General features: G+C 68.6%; 16 protein-coding genes and 1 pseudogene. 11 read left to right on the forward strand and 6 right to left on the reverse strand.

Annotated features, from left to right (window positions below; translation table 11 throughout):
• Positions 1-140: 140 nt before the first annotated feature.
• A pseudogene (locus tag ACWDSL_RS01745) lies at positions 141-802 on the forward strand (universal stress protein).
• Between the two features lie 26 nt (positions 803-828).
• The gene (locus tag ACWDSL_RS01750) at positions 829-1,500 is read left to right on the forward strand and encodes a CBS domain-containing protein (protein WP_450480633.1); all 672 of its coding nucleotides are present in this window, start codon (positions 829-831) and stop codon (positions 1,498-1,500) included.
• Between the two features lie 24 nt (positions 1,501-1,524).
• Here the strand turns inward: ACWDSL_RS01750 and ACWDSL_RS01755 are convergent, their stop codons facing one another.
• Entirely contained in the window at positions 1,525-2,751 is a 1,227-nt protein-coding gene (locus ACWDSL_RS01755; RefSeq protein WP_450480635.1) for an Acg family FMN-binding oxidoreductase, read from the reverse strand.
• Positions 2,752-2,977: 226 nt separating this feature from the next.
• Here ACWDSL_RS01755 and ACWDSL_RS01760 point away from each other — a divergent pair, with 226 nt between their 5' ends.
• On the forward strand, positions 2,978-3,391 hold the full coding sequence (locus ACWDSL_RS01760) for a hypothetical protein (protein WP_450480636.1): 414 nt from the start codon (positions 2,978-2,980) through the stop codon (positions 3,389-3,391).
• Here ACWDSL_RS01760 and ACWDSL_RS01765 read toward each other — a convergent pair.
• The gene (locus ACWDSL_RS01765) at positions 3,371-3,793 is read right to left on the reverse strand and encodes an RtcB family protein (RefSeq protein WP_450480822.1); all 423 of its coding nucleotides are present in this window, start codon (positions 3,791-3,793) and stop codon (positions 3,371-3,373) included. The two genes, ACWDSL_RS01760 and ACWDSL_RS01765, sit on opposite strands and share 21 nt — an antisense overlap.
• 245 nt (positions 3,794-4,038) lie before the next feature.
• Here ACWDSL_RS01765 and ACWDSL_RS01770 point away from each other — a divergent pair, with 245 nt between their 5' ends.
• The gene (locus ACWDSL_RS01770) at positions 4,039-4,872 is read left to right on the forward strand and encodes a PIG-L family deacetylase (protein ID WP_450480638.1); all 834 of its coding nucleotides are present in this window, start codon (positions 4,039-4,041) and stop codon (positions 4,870-4,872) included.
• Between the two features lie 277 nt (positions 4,873-5,149).
• Here ACWDSL_RS01770 and ACWDSL_RS01775 read toward each other — a convergent pair whose 3' ends face one another.
• Positions 5,150-5,776, reverse strand: coding sequence for an SUKH-4 family immunity protein (locus ACWDSL_RS01775; protein ID WP_450480640.1), 627 nt, complete (start codon positions 5,774-5,776; stop codon positions 5,150-5,152).
• Positions 5,777-5,797: 21 nt separating this feature from the next.
• Positions 5,798-6,667, reverse strand: a complete 870-nt coding sequence (locus tag ACWDSL_RS01780) for a hypothetical protein (protein WP_450480642.1) — start codon at positions 6,665-6,667, stop codon at positions 5,798-5,800.
• Between the two features lie 530 nt (positions 6,668-7,197).
• Here ACWDSL_RS01780 and ACWDSL_RS01785 point away from each other — a divergent pair.
• Positions 7,198-7,860 carry an HAD family hydrolase gene (locus ACWDSL_RS01785; protein WP_450480644.1) on the forward strand — a complete coding sequence of 221 codons (663 nt, stop codon included), beginning with the start codon at positions 7,198-7,200 and terminating at the stop codon, positions 7,858-7,860.
• Between the two features lie 187 nt (positions 7,861-8,047).
• On the forward strand, positions 8,048-8,497 hold the full coding sequence (locus ACWDSL_RS01790) for a hypothetical protein (protein WP_450480646.1): 450 nt from the start codon (positions 8,048-8,050) through the stop codon (positions 8,495-8,497).
• A 49-nt stretch (positions 8,498-8,546) separates the two neighbouring features.
• On the opposite strand, the gene ACWDSL_RS01795 is transcribed toward ACWDSL_RS01790, so the two are convergent.
• A complete protein-coding gene (locus tag ACWDSL_RS01795; RefSeq protein WP_450480648.1) occupies positions 8,547-9,776 on the reverse strand; it encodes an MFS transporter in 1,230 nt (409 codons plus the stop codon).
• Between the two features lie 324 nt (positions 9,777-10,100).
• On the opposite strand from ACWDSL_RS01795, the gene ACWDSL_RS01800 reads away from it, so the two are divergent.
• Entirely contained in the window at positions 10,101-11,120 is a 1,020-nt protein-coding gene (locus ACWDSL_RS01800) for a LacI family DNA-binding transcriptional regulator (RefSeq protein WP_450480650.1), read from the forward strand.
• 197 nt (positions 11,121-11,317) lie between these two features.
• Here ACWDSL_RS01800 and ACWDSL_RS01805 read toward each other — a convergent pair whose 3' ends face one another.
• Entirely contained in the window at positions 11,318-14,980 is a 3,663-nt protein-coding gene (locus ACWDSL_RS01805) for a LamG-like jellyroll fold domain-containing protein (protein ID WP_450480652.1), read from the reverse strand.
• 386 nt (positions 14,981-15,366) lie between these two features.
• On the opposite strand from ACWDSL_RS01805, the gene ACWDSL_RS01810 reads away from it, so the two are divergent.
• The 4 genes from ACWDSL_RS01810 to ACWDSL_RS01825 all read left to right on the forward strand — a co-directional run bounded on the left by ACWDSL_RS01810 (position 15,367) and on the right by ACWDSL_RS01825 (position 19,560).
• Positions 15,367-16,413, forward strand: coding sequence for a LacI family DNA-binding transcriptional regulator (locus ACWDSL_RS01810; RefSeq protein ID WP_450480654.1), 1,047 nt, complete (start codon positions 15,367-15,369; stop codon positions 16,411-16,413).
• A gap of 81 nt (positions 16,414-16,494) precedes the next feature.
• Positions 16,495-17,736: a sugar ABC transporter substrate-binding protein gene (locus tag ACWDSL_RS01815; protein WP_450480656.1), complete on the forward strand. Its 1,242-nt coding sequence runs from the start codon at positions 16,495-16,497 to the stop codon at positions 17,734-17,736.
• A gap of 19 nt (positions 17,737-17,755) precedes the next feature.
• Positions 17,756-18,724 (forward strand): carbohydrate ABC transporter permease, encoded by a 969-nt coding sequence (locus tag ACWDSL_RS01820; RefSeq protein ID WP_450480658.1) that lies wholly within the window; start codon positions 17,756-17,758, stop codon positions 18,722-18,724.
• 11 nt (positions 18,725-18,735) lie between these two features.
• Positions 18,736-19,560 (forward strand): carbohydrate ABC transporter permease, encoded by an 825-nt coding sequence (locus tag ACWDSL_RS01825; protein WP_450480660.1) that lies wholly within the window; start codon positions 18,736-18,738, stop codon positions 19,558-19,560.
• Positions 19,561-19,601: the final 41 nt, after the last annotated feature.

Raw genomic sequence — 19,601 nt, forward strand, 5'->3', positions numbered from 1 at the left:
GCTGCGGGCTGGGCCGTCCCAGCCCCGGCGTGGCACCCGGCAGTGGCGCTGCCGCCGGATGGTGACCGGCGGCAGACGGGGGCAGGCTGGACAGTGAGAGCGCGAAAGGGAGGGACGAGCCTGGTTCCCGGGAGACCGCGATGACGAGTCCGCAGGGGCGTCGGCCGGTCGTGGTGGGCGTCGATCCCGACCCCGCCAGGCGGATGGCGCTTGCCTGGGCCGTGGACGAGGCGGCCCGGCGCCGGTTGCCGCTGCGGCTGGTGAACGCCCAGGGCGTTCCGACCGGGGGATACCGGTCGAGGGAGGTGCGGCCGTCCTGGGAGGAGTGGAACCAGGCGCTGCACGCGGCGGGTGACCAGGTACTCAGGAAAGCGGTCACCTTCGCCGAATCCCGGCGTCCCGAGGTGGAGGTGTCCATGCTGCTGGCGGAAGGGGACCCGGCGTGGGTCCTACGCGAACAGGCGGGGGATGCCACGGCGGTCGTGTGGACGAGCACGCGGCGCTGCGGGAATGCCGCCGTGTGCTGTCCGAGACGGTCGCGGGTCGTACCGCGACCCACCCGGAGGTGGAGCTGCACCACGAGGTCGTCAAGGGCCACCCGGTGGAGGTACTGACCGAGGCGGCCGCCCACGCGGTCGGCCTGGTGGTGGGGACGCGGGGGCACGGCGGGTTCGCGGGCATGCTGCTGGGTTCGGTGAGTCAGGGCGTGCTTCACCACGCGCGGTGCCCGGTCTTCACCGTCCCGGATCCGCACATGGGGGATCGAGGTGGCGGGGTGGCCGGTACGTCGAGTGTTCAGTGAGGCAGAGGCGGAACGAGGAGGTTCCCGTGTCCGAGACTCCGCACCAGGTGAGTGACGTGATGACGCGCACGGTCGTCGCTGTCGGGCGCGATGCGTCGTTCAAGGAAATGGTCAGGACCATGGGCCAGTGGCGGGTGAGCGCCATGCCGGTCCTGGAGGGCGAGGGGCGAGTGGTCGGTGTGGTCTCCGAGGCGGATCTCCTGCCCAAGGAGGAGTTCCGGGACAGCGATCCGGACCGCTTCGAGCAGTTGCGGCGCCTCCCCGACCTGGCGAAGGCGGGGGCGGTGACGGCGGAGGAGGTGATGAGCGCCCCGGCGGTCACCGTCCATGCAGAAGCCACGCTGGCCGAAGCGGCCCGGATCATGGCCGTTCGGCGGGTCAAACGGCTTCCCGTGGTCGACAGCGAGGGGAAACTCCAGGGCATCGTCAGCCGGGGCGATCTCCTCAAAGTCTTCCTCCGGCCGGACGAGGACATCGAGGAAGAGGTTCGCCGGACGGTGATTTCCTATCTCTTCCCCGGGGCGAGCCATGCCGTACACGTGCGGGTGGTCGAGGGCGTCGTCACTCTTGGCGGACAGATCCCGAACACCGCGATGATTCCCGTGGCCGCACGTCTCATCCGGGCGGTGGAAGGGGTTGTGGACGTCGAATGCCACTTCACCGGTGCCGGACGATCTCAGGGGGCACGCGTCTCCTGACAACACCTCGTGGCGGACACGTGGTCAGGGCTGGATGTCGAGTGTGTGGCGGGTCGGGCGCCGTGGTGTTCTGGGGCCTGGTGGGCCGTAGCCGAGGCGCAGCACCATGTGTACGTGTCCTGCCCCCGCTACGGGGTCGCGCAGTGGCCAGCGCAGGTCGGGCCATTCGAGGGCCTGGGTGATGAAGGAGCTGGAGAGTCCTTCGAGGGTGGCGGTCAGCAGGACGCGTTCCATGGCCTGGCCCGCGCGCAGCCAGTCTTTTGGTGTGTCGCCGGGGGTGGCCAGCAGTGCCAACTGGGGGGAGGTTTCGAAGTCGGCGCTTTCGCGGCCGGGTACGGGTTTGCCGCCGGCGAAGTCCCGTACGGGGGCCTTGCCGCCGCGCCGGCGGGGGCCGAAGGCGTACGGCGGTACGCCTTCGGCGGCGGACCGCGGTGTCTGCTCGGAGAGCCGGGCCCAGTGGGTGAGGTCATCGGTGCTGCCCGAGTCGGTGAGGTTGCGTGCCTCGGCTTCCAGGGTCAGATCCAGGACCGTCTGCAGATGCCATCCGGAGGCGAAGGACAGTGAGACGCCTTCCGCCTTGGCCGCCTCGCGGAGGGTGGTGCGTACGGGTTCGGGTATCTCGGTCTCGGCGAACGGGGCCCGGCTGGTGTGCCGGGTGTGGACGGCCGGGTAGAGGGCGTCCAGGTCTTCTTCGTCGCGGGGAGGCCCGGTCAGTGATACGGCGGCGAGCAGGGTCGACTCGTCGGGGTCGGGCAGGAGCCGGGTCGTCGGTGGCCGGCCGGTGTGCGCGGCTGCGACGCGCAGGTTCATCAGGGCGGCGCCGCAGCCCAGGTGGAGGGCGCGGAGGTCTGCGTCGGAGTGTGGCAGGGTCCTGGTCAGGTCCGCGGTGATGTGGAAGAGGTGTTTGCCGCGGTAGTACCGGAATCGCCAGGGCTGTGCGTTGTGCATCGAGGGGGCGGCCGAGGCGTCCCGCACCAGCGCCGTCACCTCCGCGTCGGAGAGCGGCCGTGTGCTCTTAGGTGCTTCTGTCCGAATATGGGCGTCCGGTCCGGGGAACACGAGAGACACCTGTCCGGAGTCCGACCAGCGCACGTCGTACGGAGGCGTCCCGTCGTGGTGATGGACGCCGACGATCTCGCCGTCGCGCCTGGTCGCACCCGTGGTCGGGCTTTCGACAATCAGGTGGTCGCCGATATGAGCACGCATCGGCATCCCCGCCTCTCCGCCGGTCTCCTTCGTCCAGCGTTTCACGTTCGGCGAGCGATGGCATGGGCGGAAGGCCCTCGCGTGGGTACCCGATGGCCCTCGCGCCGGGCCGGGGTCCGGTGAGCGGGGCCATGCGGCTCATGTGGTGGTGGACGCGGGCTGCGAGGCTGGCAGTGTCCGCACGCGGCGGAGCCGCACATGGGCACTGCCGGCTCCGCCGCGTGGCGGACACGAGCAGGCCGAAGAGTGAGTGTCCGAAGGGAGTCGGGACATGCATCCGCGCCCGGGCCCGGGAACGCATCTCGGCCTCGTTCCGCTCCGCGGTGGCGAGCGACTCCGCCGCCTCGGCCTCCGCGGCGCGGCGGACCCGGGCCGCGGCCTGCGCCCGCACCTCGTCGGCCCGCGCCCGTGCCCGCCCCACGATCGTGTCGGCCTGCCGCTCGGCGTCCCGCCGTCTGTCCGCCGCCACGCGGGCGGCCTCTTCACGGATGCGCCGCGCCTCGGCCTCGACCTCCTCCAGCAGGGACAGCGGCGGCGTCAGCTCGGCGGCCAGCTCGGCGGCGCGGTCCGCCGGGACACCCCCGGGCGCCGCCCGGCCCGGCGAGCCGACCGGACGGAACCGCAGCAGGAAATCCCGGAATCCGGCCACGAGCTCTCCCCATGGTCATGGTTTGCGGCCCCTTGACCCAAGTGTCCGCAGTCGGAGCGTCCCTGTCGCGCCGGACTGGACCGTCCACGAGACCCCTGCCCCGGCGTGACGGCCGGCCCTGGCCTTCCGGGCCGTGTGGTGGTGTGATGGAAGTGGCACCGAGGGCGAGAAACAGACACGGAGAAGCGGCGAGAAGTCGCGCACCGTGCAATCCGGGCCCACGAGAAGCGGGCAGCCCTCGGCGCCGTATGCCTTCCGCGCTCGCGGGGCCTTCTCATCCTTCGACGACACCGAAGGGATCAGCCGGGCGACGATTCTGGCGAGCCCGGCGCCTTCGGTGGCGGTGGCCACCGCGTCGACGTCCTTGTACGCGGCGGGGGTCTCCTCGGCCGGCTTGCGCGATGAGGACGGTCGGACGGCTCGCCGGCAACGGCACAGCCGTCATCCCGACTCCGCCGCAGAGCCCCGGTCCAACGCGTTCGCCGAACGATGGACACGCACAGCCCGCGCCGCATGCCCCGACCGACTCCCCATCACCGGCGAACGACACCTGCGGCGGGAACAGCCGGTCCGGCCGCCACTGTTGCACTGCCAAGAGAGCGGCGCCGCACGGGTGGGGAACACAGAGGCCATATGCCCGCTGCGGACTCGGACCAAGGCCTTTTCGCACAGGAGGACTGTTTATGAATGACTTGCCCTTGACGCTCATGGCGGTACACGCCCACCCCGACGATGAGGCCACTGGAACAGGAGGTGTCCTCGCGCGGTACGCGGCGGAGGGCATTCGCACGGTCCTCGTGACGTGTACCGACGGCGCTTGCGGTGACGGACCTGAGGGTGTCAAGCCGGGCGATCCCGGACACGATGGGGCGGCCGTCGCCTTGATGCGGCGTCAAGAACTCGAGGCAAGCTGCAAAGTCCTGAAGGTCAGTCATCTGGAGATGCTGGACTACGCCGACTCCGGGATGATGGGCTGGCCGGCCAATGACGCACCGGGCTCCTTCTGGAAGACACCCGTGGAGGAGGGTGCTGCCCGACTCGCGGAACTCTTGCGGCGCTATCAGCCCGATGTGGTCGTCACGTACGACGAGAACGGCTTCTATGGCCACCCCGACCACATCCAGGCCAACCGCATCACGATGGCGGCGCTGGCGATGACCGCGCTGACACCGAAGGTGTACTGGACGACGGCGCCCCACTCGATGATGCGGCGGTTCGGGGAGGTCATGCGCGAGTTCGGTGCGGACGGGCAGGAGCCGGATCCCGCTGAGGCCGCCGCGTTGGCCGAGATCGGACTGCCCGACGAGGAGATCACCACCTGGGTGGACACCACCGCGTTCGGCGGCCAGAAGTTCGATGCGCTGGCCGCGCACGCCAGCCAGGGCGAGAACATCTTCTTCCTCAGGATGGGCCAGGAGAGGTTCACCGAGTTGATGGGCGTCGAGACCTTCGTACGTGTCCAGGACACCACCGGCGCGGCCGTGCCCGAGAACGACCTCTTCGCCGGACTGCGCTGATCCGCCCGCCCATCGGGGTCAGAGAGCTCATGGTCCGGCTCGCGCACCCGGAGGCTTGTTCACGTGGGTTCCGCTCCGGCGGCTCTTGAACATCGGAGTGGCCCTGCTCATCAGAGTGGCCCTGCTCGGTCGTGTGGCGGTTACGAGGACACCAGTCCCTCCACCCACCCGGGCAGGGCCGTTGAGCGGGAACGTCCGACACGCTGGGCGGGGATCAACGGACCGGCTGGTGGCCGGTGTCCACGCCGAGCTGCGGGCAGCCGGCTCGCGGTAGGCCCTACTCCGCGGCGATCGAGCGCAGGCTGAACATCAGCAGCAGCTGCCAGTACTGGACCGGGCTCTCGAACGACGGCGGGTCGATCGCGCTGACCTCGGGGATCAGCGCCCGCAGCAGCTCGCCGACCTCCGACTCGTCCCCGGGGTGCAGGTCGGCCAAGAGCAGCGAGACCCGGCACAGCGTCTCGACGAAGCACTCCAGCGTGCTGTTGATCAGACCGCCGTTGCGCTTCGCGTCGCCCGGCTTGTACCAGTAGACGCGGCCGTCCTTGCCCGACAGGCAGGTGAGGCCACCCATGCCGCTGGCGATCACCAGGTCGTCCCCGAAGTTCACCCGTTCCTCGGCGACGCTCGAGAAGACCGAGGCCACCGTACGCGGCTCGCCGGTCGCGATGTCCCCGAAGACCAGCAGATCCGTGACCATCTGCGGCAGGCCGACCTCGGTCAGGACGCGCCGGTCCGCCTCGCCGGAGGCATGCCGCCCGGCCACCTCGGGCGGCATCCGCATGTCCCAGTCGTCGCCGAAGCATGAGCGTTGTAGGCGGTCGGGTGCGCGGTCACGCCCAGGACCCGGATGCTGTGTCGGCGGCAGGCACCTTGGCGACGGCCCACCCGTACTCTGTGGCACAGGCAGCGGCGAGGGCGGCTATCACTGTTCAGGCTGCCATGTGACGCCGCCTGGCTCCGAAGAAGGGTTGTGCTCCGGCAGACCTGCGGCGCGGCGAAGTCGTGCCACGTTCACCAGCGCGTGGTTCAGGCGTTCGTCGGTGAGTGTGGCAGCCACAAGGTCGGGCTTGCTCTCGGCTTCCCGGTGAGCGCGCCCCTCGGAATCTACCGAGATGTCCATCGCGGCGTACCAGAAGGCGAACGAGGAGTCGTTGCTCCGCACGCCGCCATTTTCGGCTTCGTCATGCCCCATAGCCTGGTGACGGGCAAGTTCCCAGGGCAGCGATCGGTCGCCACCGAGCAGGTGAAATGGCTTGGGGGCGTCACGGGCCAGCAAGGCGGCCACGCACTCCAGCCGCGCTTCGGCGACAGCGGCCTCGAAGCAGCGCGCTACGGAGAGTTTACTCAGTCCGATAACGTCGATCTCCGGCAGAGCCACAAGCTCTTCATAGCAGGACACCCACTCCTGTCTGGTGCGACCCTGGGGCACTGCCATGAACTTGTTGGGGACTTCGCCCTCGCTGTGCTTGCGGGCTTCCTCAAGGAACTGCTGAGTGGCGCTGATCGTGGCAGGCCCATCGAACAACACGTCCTGACAGACGACGACGTGGGCACCGATAAGCTCTGCGGCGCGGAGGACGGGACCAGCGGACATGCCGGCGCCGGTGGACTCCTCCAGTTCATAAGCGCTGTTGTCCAGGATCACCTGAACACCTGCCCGTGAGCGGGATCTGAAATGTTCCGCATAGGCGGGATGGTCGAGAACGAGGTGAGTCAGTGCCATGTCAATGCTGCCGAGTGCGGAAAGCTGGCCAAGGTGGGGAATGCCGGAGATAACGGCAATGTCAATCACTTATCCTCCTGTGCACTCATGGCAGGCGCCGCCGCAGGACCCGAGGAGCATTGCGTCACTCCATTCCAGACTCCACAGTGAAGCCTTCGTTCGAGCAGACCGCACGCACAGCCGGCGAGAAGACCCGAGGGGTGGTAAGCAGTTACCGAAGTCTCACACGGGCTATCTCTCGGTGCTGCATGAAATCAGGACAGCCTGCCTGGCTTCCCCCCGTTCCACAGGGGCACTGGCCATCGCATCCCTTTTTCCGCTGGTCCAGAACTCGTCGCAGTTCTCCAGCGGGGATGAACAGTCAACCTCCGTGTCCCTTATGGGCACAGCCAACAGTGACTCAAACCCTCGCTGACGGCGTTGAAATACGATCCGGAAGCCGGCCAGGTCGTGGAGGCTTCGAACAGAACCCACGTCATGAGCCTACTGACAGGGTGAGGACACCACCTTTACCAGTGTGCCTCATCACGAAAGCGCGGTCAGAGCCATTTTCAACGAGCCCCATCAACTTCCCCCTAAACCATGTACTGTCAACCCTCATGGGGAGTCACTTAACGCACATCGTTTGGGACTGGAACGGTACGCTCCTACACGACGTAGACGTCATGCTTGCGGCGGTGAACGCCTCTTGCGCAGAGGTTGGCCTACCGCCCCTCACCCTTGAGCGCTATAGAGATCTGTTCTGCGTCCCGGTCCCTCGCTTCTACGCGCGGCTGCTGGGACGAGTACCCACGGACATTGAGTGCCGCATCATGGATGCTTCGTTTTACCGGCACTATGAGGCATTGACCAAGAGCACCGTGCTTGCATCCGGCGCCAAGCAGCTGCTGGTCGAATGGCAGGAAGCCGGCCATACGCAGTCCCTGTGCTCCCTGGCCCCGCACGAGTCCCTGGTTCCGCTTGTTCGCACGCACGACATCGAACAGCACTTCGTCCGTGTGGACGGCAGGAGGACCGGACAGACCAGCACCGGTAAGGCGGAACAGTTGGCACACCATGTCGCGGCACTCGATGTCGATCCACGCCGCATGGTGGTGATTGGGGACGCAGTGGACGACGCTGTCGCGGCGTCCCACGCGGGAGCGCGCGCCGTCCTCTATACCGGGGGCTCGCACAGCCGCGCCAATCTCATGAGTGCAGGAGTGCCCGTCGTTGACACGCTGGCCGAGGCCGTTCAGGCGGCGAAACGGCTACCTGTATGAGGCGGTTTCTTCGGCTCAGGCTTCCGGTAGTGGTTGGTTTGTGGGTTGGCGGGTGGGCCTTCGCCACCCGCGCCCGCAACACCCGCCCCCCGGACCGCACCTGTATCTCGGAGAGGACACCACTACCAACCCAACCTCAACAGCGCCTCCGCCAGTGACCACGCAGCACGACAGGAGACCACCGCCCATGTCCCTCGAGACCACCGGCCTCATCGGCACCGTCACAGTTGGCCCGCTCCCCATCTTCTTCACCAACGTCAACCGGCCCATGGGCCTGCGCGCCCACTCCCACACCGGCGCCGTCACCGTCGTCTACGACACCGTGGGTCGTCACGGATACCCCTCCTTCGAGGAGACGAACGCAGCCATGCTGCGTCGCATCCACGAACTCACCCGCCTCCCGTTCAAGGACGCCACCAACGAAGACGTAGCGGACCGGCTGTGGGCCCACCTGGACGGCTACATAGCCCCGGAGTGGGAGCAGTGGGGCGGGGAGTACCGCCTGCGCGCCCTCCACCTGGACGTCGTCGGCGTGCCGGACAACCTCGGTCACGACAACGGCACCACCCGCTACTCCGTCGCCCGCCCCCACACCGCCCAGATGGATGAGTCCAAGGGGTGTCGTTGCGGTCAGTGACCGTTTGATCGGCTGACTCGGGAGTCAGACGGTTCGCTTGGCACGTGCTTCACGTACGACACAGGCGGGTCGCCCGTCGCGGGAGACCGCTGAGCGCCAGGACCGTCATCACCACCGCGGCCCCTACCGCCACACCGAAACCGCCGTGCGCACCGCCCGTGTCCACCACTCGCCCTGCCACCGCCGCGGCGCCCGCTGTTCCTGCCGCGTTTGCGGAGTTGCCCCAGGTGAACGCCTGGGTGAGGACGGCGCGCGGGACCGACGCCTCTGTGAGGACGGAGGCGAGGATCAGTAGGACCGGCACGGCGAGTCCGGTCAGGGCGAGGACGGCGCCGACCGCGAGGGGCGCGTCGAGGAAGGCCAGCGGGAGGCTCGCGAGGGTGAGGCAGGCGGCGGCCGCGGCCTGGTGGCGCCGGGGTGAGTCGCCGTGGCGCCATGCTCCGTAGGCCCAACCGCCCACCAAATTGGTGCAGTTGGAGGCGAAGTAGAGCAGTGCTGCCGCGTCCGGCGTGCCCCGTCCGACGGCGTACGCGGCGACGGACACCTGCATCGCGCCGAAGAACACCCCGAGCACGAGGCCGAGCGCGACCTGCCGCAGGAATGCAGAGCGGAGCAGGGCGCGTCCGGCGTGCCGGCGTTCGGAGTGGCCGGTGAGAGGCGGCATGGTGCGGCGCTGGGCTGCGAGGGCGAGACCGCCGCCGACAACGAGCGCGGCGGCGAGCAGCACCCCGGCGCCCGGGCGTCCCGCCGCACCAAGGACGCTCACCAGGGCCGGGCCCGCCACGTAGGACACACCGTTGGCGAGGGCCTCCAGGGCGAAGGCGGTGGGCAGCGCGGCAGCCCGTTCGCCGGACAGCAGGGCGGACCAGCGAGCGGCGGACAGGGCACCGAGCTGGGGCAGTGTTGCCCCGACGAGCACTCCGGCGACGACGTCCGGAACGGCGCCGGTGAGCAGCAGCGCAACGGCCCCGGCATGTGCGCCCAGTGCGCAGGGAAGCACCCGCGCCTGCCCGAATCGGTCGACGAGCCACCCGATTTGGGGTCCGGCGACGGCGTCCGCGACGGCGAACCCGCCGGTGACGAGACCCGCGGCGGCGTACGACCCGGTGCGTGCGTGCACCAGCCAGACGATGCCGATCCCCGTCATGGCGATGCCTATACGCCCGACAGCGGCGGGTAGGAAGAAGGCTGCGGCACCCGAAGTGCGCAGCAAAGTACGGTAGTTCGCCGAAGCCGAAGGCACGACGCATCCCTTTCGCCGCCCGGCGGGGCGCGCCACACGGGGTCGTCGGCGTCCGGGTGACCCGACCCATGGCTGCGCCTGAAGCCGTCCAGTGGCGACGTGGAGCGGGGACGCGCACCCCACGCCGACTCCGTCACCGGGCAGATGTCATGTGGCAGTTGATGACCTCCTTGAGCGTAGAGGAACGGCGCGCAGAAACGAACAAGGGAGAAGTTGTTCCCTTGAACAGGTGATCGTCGCTCCAGAAGGTAGTTGGCCCTTCGGCCTACCCGGGCTGGACGTCCCAGCAGCACGTGTGATGAACCATTGGAGGAACTTGGCCTGTGGCTTACCGGTTTGTCTTCCGCATAAACTGTGGGTGTGCCCAAGGTGACGCGTGACGATGTGGCCCGGCTTGCCGAGACCTCGACCGCGGTAGTCAGCTATGTTGTCAATAACGGCCCCCGCCCGGTTGCTCCTGCCACCCGGCAGCGTGTTCTTCTCGCGATTGAACAGCTTGGCTATCGCCCGAATCGGATGGCCCAGGCCATGGCCAGTGGCCGTACCGACCTCATAGGCCTCATCGTCCCCGACGCACGCCAGCCGTTCTTCGCAGAGATGGCTCACGCGGTGGAAAGGGTTGCCTCCGAACGGGAGAAGATGCTCCTTGTCGGTAACTCCGACTACCGCACCGAGCGCGAGGTGCACTACCTTCGCGCCTTTCTGGACATGCAAGTGTCAGGCCTCATCCTGATCAGCCAAGGCCCCAGCGACCACGCAGCGGCCGAGATCCAGGCGCGTGAAGGACAGGTGGTTCTCCTCCACCGCCACCTCAAGGAGATCGGCGGGACCACCGTGGTCACGGACGATGTCGGCGGGGCGCGGCTGGCCACTCGGCACCTCCTGGAGCATGGCCATGAGCGCGTTGCCTGCGTGGGAGGCCCCGAGGAAACCCTGGAGCCCGGTGACCCGGTCGCCGATCATGTCGTGGGATGGCGACAGGCCATGCAGGAGGCTGGACTCCCTACTCAAGGTCTCCTCTTCCACACTCCGTACACCCGGTATCACGCTTACAGCGCGGGGTTGGAACTGCTGAGGGACGCAAGCCGCCCACCGGCTGTTTTCTGTGCCACCGATGATCAGGCGATCGGCATACTGCGAGCGGCGCGTGAGCTGCGCATCGATGTGCCCGGGCAGGTGGCGGTAGTCGGTTTCGACAACGTGAAAGAGGCGGCTCTGGTCGATCCGCCGCTGACAACTGTCGCTTCGGACCGCATGGCCATGGCTCGCGCTGCGATGGACGCGGTCGAAGAGTCCGCACAGGTCAAACACGCCCAGGACGAACGTCAGCGTAGGTTCCCGTGCCAGCTCGTTGTGCGGGCCTCCTGCGGCTGCGCTTAACCATTTCCCCGGGCTGCTCGACCTGATACTCCGCGCCGACGCGGCTGGTTGACGCGCTCTGCTGCCGAGGCGTTCGCGGGGTTCCTGCGCGACAGTTCCGCGGCTTGAAGTGGCGCCTGACGCGTATCACGCGCCAGTAGCCCGGGGCCGCCGACCATGGCGGACCCGGGCTACTGGGCTACTGGCGGGTGATCACCTCATCGCACCTCCTGCGCGTACGGCGCGACGGTGATCCGGTCGATCAGCGGTGCGTAGCGGGAACGGAGGAGTGCCCCGGGGAAGGTGTCCGAGGCGTAGGTGGTGCCGTCGAAGTTCGGCAGTTCCTCGGAGCGGAAGGTGATGGTGTTCTTTCCCTTCTCGAGGCGTACCGGGACGGTCAGCTCCCAGAAGTTGTTCTGGTGGAAGCTGTGCGGGAAGGTCACGCGCTGCGCCTTGCCGCCGTCCACGGTGATGTCGGCGTGGCGGGCGAGTGGGTCCGGGTTGTAGTGGGTGGCTTCGGACTGCTCGGGGTTGGAGTAGCGGATGCGCAGCGCGTTCAGGCCGGCCCGGTCGGCATTCACGGTGAAGGTCGCGGTGTTGCCGTTGCCGGGGTCGCCGCCGATGCCGGTGATCGCCGTGCCGTCGGTGGCCAGGGAGAGCGGGGTGAGTGTGGCCGAGCCCGCGAGCTTGGCGTCCTGGGCCTCGTATGTGCGCGCCGTGAGCGTGCCCTCGGTGGGCGTGACCGTGAGGCGGTCGACGAGGGTGGCGGACGAGCCTCCGGTCAGTGTCACCTTGTTGATGCCGCCGGAGAGGGAGACCGCGACGCTGTGTTTGCCACTGGACAGGCCCAGGACGTGGTGTCCGTTGACGGAGAGCCGGGCGTTCGCGCCGCCGAGGGTGTCGACCTTGAGGGTGGCCTCGCGGTCGGCGGGGGAGTAGACCCAGAAGGTGGCGGTCCCGTTCTTCGGGAGCTGGATCGCGCCCGAGCCGGTGGCGGGGGTTCCGGCCTGTTCGGGCAGGTCGTAGACGGGCCGTGCGCCGCCGCCCGGCCAGGCCAGTTCGCCTTCGTACACCTGGGTGGCGGCGGAAGGCCGGGGGAGGGCGAGGGTGAGGCGGTCGACGATGGCGTCGCCCTTGGTGGCGCGCTTGCCGTCGAGGCTCTTCGCGGCGAGTGTCAGGGTGTGCTTGCCCTTGGTGAGGTGGACCTTGGTGTCCGTGTGGTCCCACACCACCCACTTGTAGCCGAGCGGCAGGTGCAGTTCCCGTTCGCTGTCCGCCTTGCCGTCCACGCGCAGGAAGACGTTGGTGGGGCCCTGCTCCTTCACCTTGTCGAAGGTGTTGAGGGAGTTGGCGAAGACGCCCAGGTCGTAGGTGCCGTCCTCGGGTACGTCCACGGTGAAGTCGAGCGTGACGTCCGAGCCGGTGCGCAGACCGCCCACGTCGTAGCCGCCGGAGGTGTAGAACTTCGACACGTCGCGGGGCGAGCCCTCCGGGCCGTTCTTCGAGTAGCCGGACCCGGTGTGGGCGGCGTCCTCCGCCTCGTACGAAGCCTGCCAGCGCACGGGCGTGGACTGCGTGTCCTTCGCCTTCCCGGCCGGGCTGAGGACGATCTCGTACGCCGAGGACTCCTTCAGCTTCGGCAGCCCGCCGTCGCCGAAGTCGACGACGACCTTGCCGTCGTCACCGACCTTCAGGTTCGTCTCCGTGAGCAGCTTCGGGCCGGAGCTGTCGCCCACCTGTCCGCTCCACTCGATCTCCCGCACCCACGCGTGCACACGGTTCCCGAAGAGCTTCTTCGGGACATCGGCGAAGGTGATGTGGCCCTTGCCGGTGGACCCGCCGACGAGCAGCCGGGCCTGCCGCTTCTTCTCGTCCACGGTGGCGACACCCTGCATGGTGTAGTTCTCGCCCGGGAACGGCGGGGTGACCTTCACCGTGTGCCCGCTCATCGAGGCGTAGGAGTGCAGCAGCCACCACTGGCCGTTGGCGCGGTTCGACTGCACGGCGGAGTCGGAGAGGTTGCCGTCGATGTTCCAGTACGCGATGTCGGCGTCCACCTTGGACTCCTCGATCGCGGATACCCACTGGATCATCTGGCCGGGGACGGAGGTGTGGTAGTTGAAGGCGTACTCGTTGATGTTGACGGGGAGCCGGGTGCCCTCTTTGTCGGTGCCCTTGAACAGTTCCTTCTCCCACCCCCGGTACGTGGCGACGCTCTCGCGGACCGCCTCGGGGTGGCTCAGCTCGTGCCAGGTGATGACGTCCGGGAGGGTGCCCGCGGCGAGGGTGTGGGTGAGGAAGCCCTTCACCTGGTTGTACAGGACGCTGGTGTTGGGGCCGGCGATGCGGGCGCCGGGCATCTTGCGCTTGATGAGCTTGTAGACGTCGTCCCAGGCGGCGAAGTAGTCGTCCGGGTCGCTCAGCCAGCTGACCTTGTTGTAGCTCCACTCCCCGGTGCCGAACATGTTGCCCTCGGGCTCGTTGAACGGCACGAAGACGATGTTGTCCTGGTACTCCTTCGGGAGGTGCAGGACCTGGTCGACCTGGGCCGCGATCTTCTCCTTGTAGAGCTTCAGCTTCTCCTCGGGGGTGTCGCCCGGCCACTCGTACGGGAAACCGCGGTGGATGTCGGTCATGTAGATGTACACGTCGCCGTCGGTGGAGTCGGCCAGCGGCCCCACCACCTCCAGAGCGTCGGCGCCGGGGTGCTGCGGGCCGTCCTGCGCCTTCGTGGAGACCGTGCGCAGGCCCATGCCCTCGATGAGGTTGTTGGTGGGGACGTCCGGTCCGTACACGCCGTAGAGGGTGCCGGAGGCGCCGCCGTGGAACGCGCCGGTGTCCGAGCCGAGGTCGACGGTGAGCTGCCCCTCGCGGACCACGGTGACGGTCGCCTCCACCGCGCGCCCGGCGGCCGTTCCCGCCACGGTGAAGGTGCCCGGCTGGGCGTACTTGTCGGGAGCCACGGCGTCCCAGGTGATCGGCGTGTCGCGGTCGTAGCCGTCGGAGAAGGAGGAGCGGACGGCGGCGGGGAGGGACGGGGCGGTCCCGGTCGCCGTACGGACCTCGAACGACGTCTTCGAGAGCTGCTGGAGGGCAGGCACCTCCCCGGCCATACCGGCCACCTGCTCGGGGCTGAGCGCCGAGTGCCATACGGCGAAGTCGTCGATCGCGCCCTTGAACAGCGGATCCGGGTAGAGGGACTTGCCGATGTAGCCGGCTGCGGTTGCCGAAGTGTCCAACAGCTCACTGGCCTTGACGCCGGTCGCGGCCGAGGAGACCGCCACGCCGTCGAGGTAGGTGGTGAGCCGGCCGGCGGTGGTGTCGAGGGTGACGGTGACGGTCCGCCACTCGTCGGCGGGGAGTGGTGCGTAGCCGCGGATCTGAGTCTCCGCACCCCCTCCGCCGGTGGTCACGGAGGTCTGCAGCAGCCCGCTGTTGTTGGACGGGGTGGCGAAGAGGTACTTGGTGGTGTTGGTGCCCAGATCGAAGATCCGCTGCCACGACGATGTGTCGCCGCCCCACTTCACCCGGGCGGAGACCGTCAAGTTGTCGGTGTCGCCGACGACTTCGCGGGGCAGGCGGACGTACGCGCCGGTGGAGGTGGGCGCCCCGCCGGGGAGAGCGAGCGCCTTGCCCCCGCCCGTGCCGGCGACGGACTGGGCGGTGGAGCCGTTGACCAGACTCGCCGTCAGGCCGTTGCCGGAGCTGTCGGTGATCTTGCCGGAGGACAGGTCGTCCTGGTCGAAGGTGTAGCGGGCGGTGGGCTGAGGTGTGTCGGCCGCCTGTGCGGGGGCGGTCGGCGCGGCCAGCAGGCCCGCGCCGAGGGCCAGCGCCACGGCGGCCGGTGCCCGGCGCCGGGCGGATCTGTCAGCGGATGGCATGGATTGCGTCCTCATCCTTGAGTTGGCGGTTCCGGTCGGCCGATCTCGGTCGGCTGCTCGTCCATGGGGCGCGGCCCGGCGGGAGAGTTCGGGGGTGTACGGAGTGCGCCCAGGGTTGCCGGAAGGATCGCTTCGTCGAACCGGTTCGCGAAGCTAGCACCGGGAAACCTGACCAGCAATCCCTGCGACGCAACTGCGATTCCCAGCTTTTGGATGGATCGAGAAAGTGATGTCCAGGGTGTTGACAGGCGTTCGGGCGGTTTCTACCGTCGCTTCACGCGAACCGGTTCGACGGCCGGGGCGCCCCTCTCCTCCCGCCCCACGACCCGACAACCGGCGGGCGCTTCTCCTGTGAAGCGTCGAACTGGTTCGAGCAAGGAGTTGCCGTGAACATCGGTGAGATCGCGCGGCGGGCCGGTGTCTCGCGGAGCACCGTGTCCTACGCGCTGAGCGGCAAGCGCCCGGTGTCGGAGGACACGCGCCGGAAGATCCAGCAGGTCGTCGACGAGCTGGGCTACCGGCCCAGCGCCAGTGCCCGCGCCCTGGCCAACGGGCGGACCAGCACCCTCGGCCTGGTCTTCCCGCCGGCCGGAAACCACTACACGGGGATGCAGCTGGACTTCATCGGGAGTGTGGTGGAGGCCGCCGCGGCCTACGACTACGACGTGCTGCTGTCGCCGAGCGGCGTGGACAGTGACCGGTCGTTCCAGCGACTGCTGGGGGAGCGGCGGGTCGACGGGGCGATCCTGATGGAGATCAGACTGGAGGACGACCGAGTGGATCATCTGGCCGCTCTGGACTTCCCCTCCGTCACCATCGGCCGCACCGCCCGTCCCGAGGGCGTCCGGTGGGTCGCCCTGGACCACACCGCGCTGGTGCAGGCGTGCGTCCACCACCTGGCGGATCTCGGCCACCGCCGGGTCGCCTTCGTCAACCGTCCCGAGCAGCTGCTGCGGGCCGGGTACGAGTCCGCGCACCGCGGTCTGGACGGTTTCACCAAGGCGGCCGCGGAGCGCGGGCTGACGGTCCGGACGTACTGCTGCGGGGACGACGCCGCCTCGGGCCAGAGGTGCGTACAGCGCATCCTGCACGACGATCCCGCCACCACGGCCCTGGTCACGCTGAACGAGGCCGCGCTTGGCGGCCTCTACCGGGGGCTCGCCCTGGCCGGCCGCCATGTACCGCGCGACTTCTCCGTCACCGGAGTGGTGGCCGGCCGCTGGGCGGAGACGGTGACCCCGCAGCTCACCGCGGCGGACGTACCGGCGGCCGAGATGGGCCGGCTCGCCGTCGAGCTGCTGGTGGAGCGGCTCGACCATCCCCACGCGCCGCCCCGGCACCATCTCCTCACGCCGCCCATCTCCCTGCGGGCCAGCACCGGGCCCTCGGGAGCCACGCCCGCGGCGGACACCTGGCCCGATACGACCCCCTGACCGCACCCCACGCTCACCTCCTCACGCCCATCGGCACTCCCAGCCCTCGGCACCCGCATGCCAAGAACAAAGGAACCGGCCATGAACAGCTCCTCCAGACGGCGTCGCCTGACCGCCGCAGCTCTGACCGCCCTGGCCGTCGCGGCCAGTGCCACCGCCTGCGGCTCGGGAGGCACCGGGGCGAAAGCGGCTGACAGCGGCACGTACACCATCTGGGACCCGTATCCCCAGTTCGACAAGGGCTCGGCATGGGTGAAGCTGCTGGACGAGTGCGGCACCAAGGCGGGCGTGAAGGTCAAGCGCACCGGCTTCGACACCAGCGACCTGGCGAACAAGGCGCTGCTGGCCGCGCAACAGGGCAACTCCCCGGACGTCCTCATCGTCGACAACCCGGTGGTGTCGACCCTGGCCGAGGCGGGCGTACTCACCACCACCGACGACAACAAGCTCGACACCTCGAAGGTGGATCCCAACCTGCTCGCGGCCGGCCAGTCGGGCGGCAAGACCTACGGCACCCCCATCGGCGCCAACACCCTCGCCCTCTACTACAACAAGAAGGTCCTGAAGGAGGCCGGGGTCGACATCGCCTCGATCAGGGACTGGAAGTCGCTGACCGCGGCGCTGGAGAAGGTCAAGAAGGCGGGTAAGAAGGGCATCACGTTCTCGGCGATCGGCACCGAGGAAGGCAGCTTCCAGTTCCTGCCATGGTTCTGGGGCTCGGGCGCGAAGCTGACCGAGCTCGACTCCGCCCAGGCCGTTTCCGCGCTGTCCCTGTGGAAGGACTGGCTGGCCAAGGGCTACGCCCCGAACTCGGTGCTCAACAACACCCAGACCACCAGCTGGCAGGAGTTCGCGACCGGCGACTACGCGTTCAGCGAGAACGGCACCTGGCAGCTCGCCAACGCCAAGAAGGCGGGCTTCGACTACGGCGTCCTGCCCATCCCCGGCATCGACGGAGGCAAGGCGTCGGCCCCGACGGGCGGCGAGTTCGTCACCGTGCCGGTCCAGGACTCGACCGACCGCTACGCCACCACGCAGAAACTCGCGACCTGCCTGACCAGCACCCAGAACCTGTACGACACCGACACGACCCTCTCCTACGTCGCCCCCACCTCCGAGGTCCAGGACAAGCAGGTGGCGGCCAACCCCGAGCTGGGGCCGTGGGTGGACGCGGTCAAGGCCGCCCGGGGCCGCACCAGCGACGACCTGGGCATCAAGTACCCGAAGATTTCGGAGCAGCTGTGGAAGGCCGTGCAGTCCGCCCTGAGCGGCTCGAAGTCCCCGAAGGACGCACTGAGCACCGCTCAGTCCGCCGTCAAGTGACGCACTCCAGGGCCTTTTGATGAGTCACACGACACAAGTGCCGCATCGCCGGCCCGTGCCCGACCACACGGCGGTCCCCACCGCGCCGCCCCGGGCACGGCGCCGCCCCAGCTCCCAGCAGTGGGCCGCCTGGGCCTTCCTCACCCCGGTCACCCTCTACCTCGCCCTCTTCTACGCCTATCCGCTGTACCGCAACCTCGATCTGAGCCTGCGCAACTACACCGTCCGCTCCTTCGTCCAGGGCGACGCACCCTTCACCGGCCTGGCCAACTACCGCACCGTCTTCGACGACTCGACCTTCGCCCCCGCCCTGTTCCACACCGTGGTGTTCACCGCCGTGTGCCTGTTCTTCCAGTACGCCATCGGCCTGGCCCTCGCGGTCTTCTTCAACCAGCACTTCCGGCTCTCCGCCACCCTGCGCGCCCTGTTCCTGGTGCCCTGGCTGCTGCCGCTGATCGTGTCCGCCTCCACCTGGTCATGGATGCTCAACAGCGACTCCGGTGTCGTCAACGCCGCCCTGCACGCCGTCGGCATCGACCCGGTGAACTGGCTGACGTCACCGTCGTGGTCGCTGACCTCGGTGATCATCGCCAACATCTGGATCGGTGTCCCGTTCAATCTGGTCGTGCTCTACAGCGGCCTGCAGTCCATCCCCGCCGGTCTGTACGAGGCGGCCGCCCTCGACGGGGCGGGCGCCTGGCGCCGGTTCTGGAGCATCACCTTCCCGCTGCTGCGCCCCGTGTCCGCGATCACCCTGCTGCTGGGGCTGGTCTACACGCTCAAGGTCTTCGACATCATCTGGATCATGACCAAGGGCGGCCCGGCGGACTCGTCCACCACGTTCGCCACCTGGTCCTACCAGCTCGGCTTCGGCAACCTGCTGCCCGCTTTCGGCCCGGGTGCGGCCGTCGGCAACCTGCTCGTGGTCGCCGCCCTGGTCTTCGGCCTGGTGTACGTCCGGGTGCAGAGAAAGCAGGCGCTGACATGACACGAGCTGACATGACACGAAGCGGGAAGCGCACCTGGGGAAAGACGACGATCGGCCTCCTGCTGACCGGGATCATGCTCTTCCCTGTCTACTGGATGGTGAACGTGTCCTTCACCCGCGACCAGGACATGCGCAAGAGCCCACCGGACCTGTTCCCCGTCCACGGCACGCTGGCCGGCTACCGCAGGGTCCTCGACGAGCAGTTGCCCTACCTCGGCACCAGCCTCGTCATCGGCCTGGGCACCGTCGCACTGACCGTGGCCCTGTCCGCGCCCGCCGGTTACGCGCTGGCCAAGCTGCGCCCGCGCGGCGGTGGGGTACTCAGCTTCCTCCTCCTGGCCGCCCAGATGATCCCCGGCATCATCATGGCGATGGGCTTCTACGCCATCTATCTGCAGCTCGGCCTGCTCCAGTCCGTGCCCGGCCTGATCGTCGCCGACTCCACCCTGGCCGTCCCCTTCGCGGTCCTCATCTTCACCGCGTTCATGTCCGGCATCCCGGGCGAACTGCTCCAGGCCGCGAAGACCGACGGCGCCGGCCCTCTGCGCACCTTCTGGTCGATCGTCCTGCCGATGAGCCGCAACGCCGTCGTCACGGTGTCCCTGTTCGCCTTCCTGTGGTCCTGGTCCGACTTCGTCTTCGCCAGCACCCTCGCGGGCGGCGCCACACACAAGCCGATCACCCTCGGCATCTACCACTACATCGGCAACAACAACCAGGAGTGGAACGCCATCATGGCCACCGCCGTCGTGGCCTCGCTGCCCGCCGCGGTCATCCTCGTCCTCGCCCAGCGGTACGTCGCCGCGGGCGTGACCGCCGGCGCCGTCAAGGACTGACCTTCCCCGGCGCTCCTTCCCCCGCCCGCCGGGACGCTCCC

The organism is Streptomyces sp. NPDC000941 (assembly GCF_053599555.1).

What these genes read in the sequence shown, in the direction of transcription:
- ACWDSL_RS01770 (WP_450480638.1), top strand. Translation starts at nt 4,039, where the DNA reads ATGAATGACTTGCCCTTGACGCTCATGGCGGTACACGCCCACCCCGAC.
- ACWDSL_RS01820 (WP_450480658.1), top strand. Translation starts at nt 17,756, where the DNA reads ATGAGTCACACGACACAAGTGCCGCATCGCCGGCCCGTGCCCGACCAC.
- ACWDSL_RS01785 (WP_450480644.1), top strand. Translation starts at nt 7,198, where the DNA reads ATGGGGAGTCACTTAACGCACATCGTTTGGGACTGGAACGGTACGCTC.
- ACWDSL_RS01790 (WP_450480646.1), top strand. Translation starts at nt 8,048, where the DNA reads ATGTCCCTCGAGACCACCGGCCTCATCGGCACCGTCACAGTTGGCCCG.
- ACWDSL_RS01805 (WP_450480652.1), bottom strand. Translation starts at nt 14,980, where the DNA reads ATGCCATCCGCTGACAGATCCGCCCGGCGCCGGGCACCGGCCGCCGTG.
- ACWDSL_RS01760 (WP_450480636.1), top strand. Translation starts at nt 2,978, where the DNA reads ATGCATCCGCGCCCGGGCCCGGGAACGCATCTCGGCCTCGTTCCGCTC.
- ACWDSL_RS01825 (WP_450480660.1), top strand. Translation starts at nt 18,736, where the DNA reads ATGACACGAAGCGGGAAGCGCACCTGGGGAAAGACGACGATCGGCCTC.
- ACWDSL_RS01815 (WP_450480656.1), top strand. Translation starts at nt 16,495, where the DNA reads ATGAACAGCTCCTCCAGACGGCGTCGCCTGACCGCCGCAGCTCTGACC.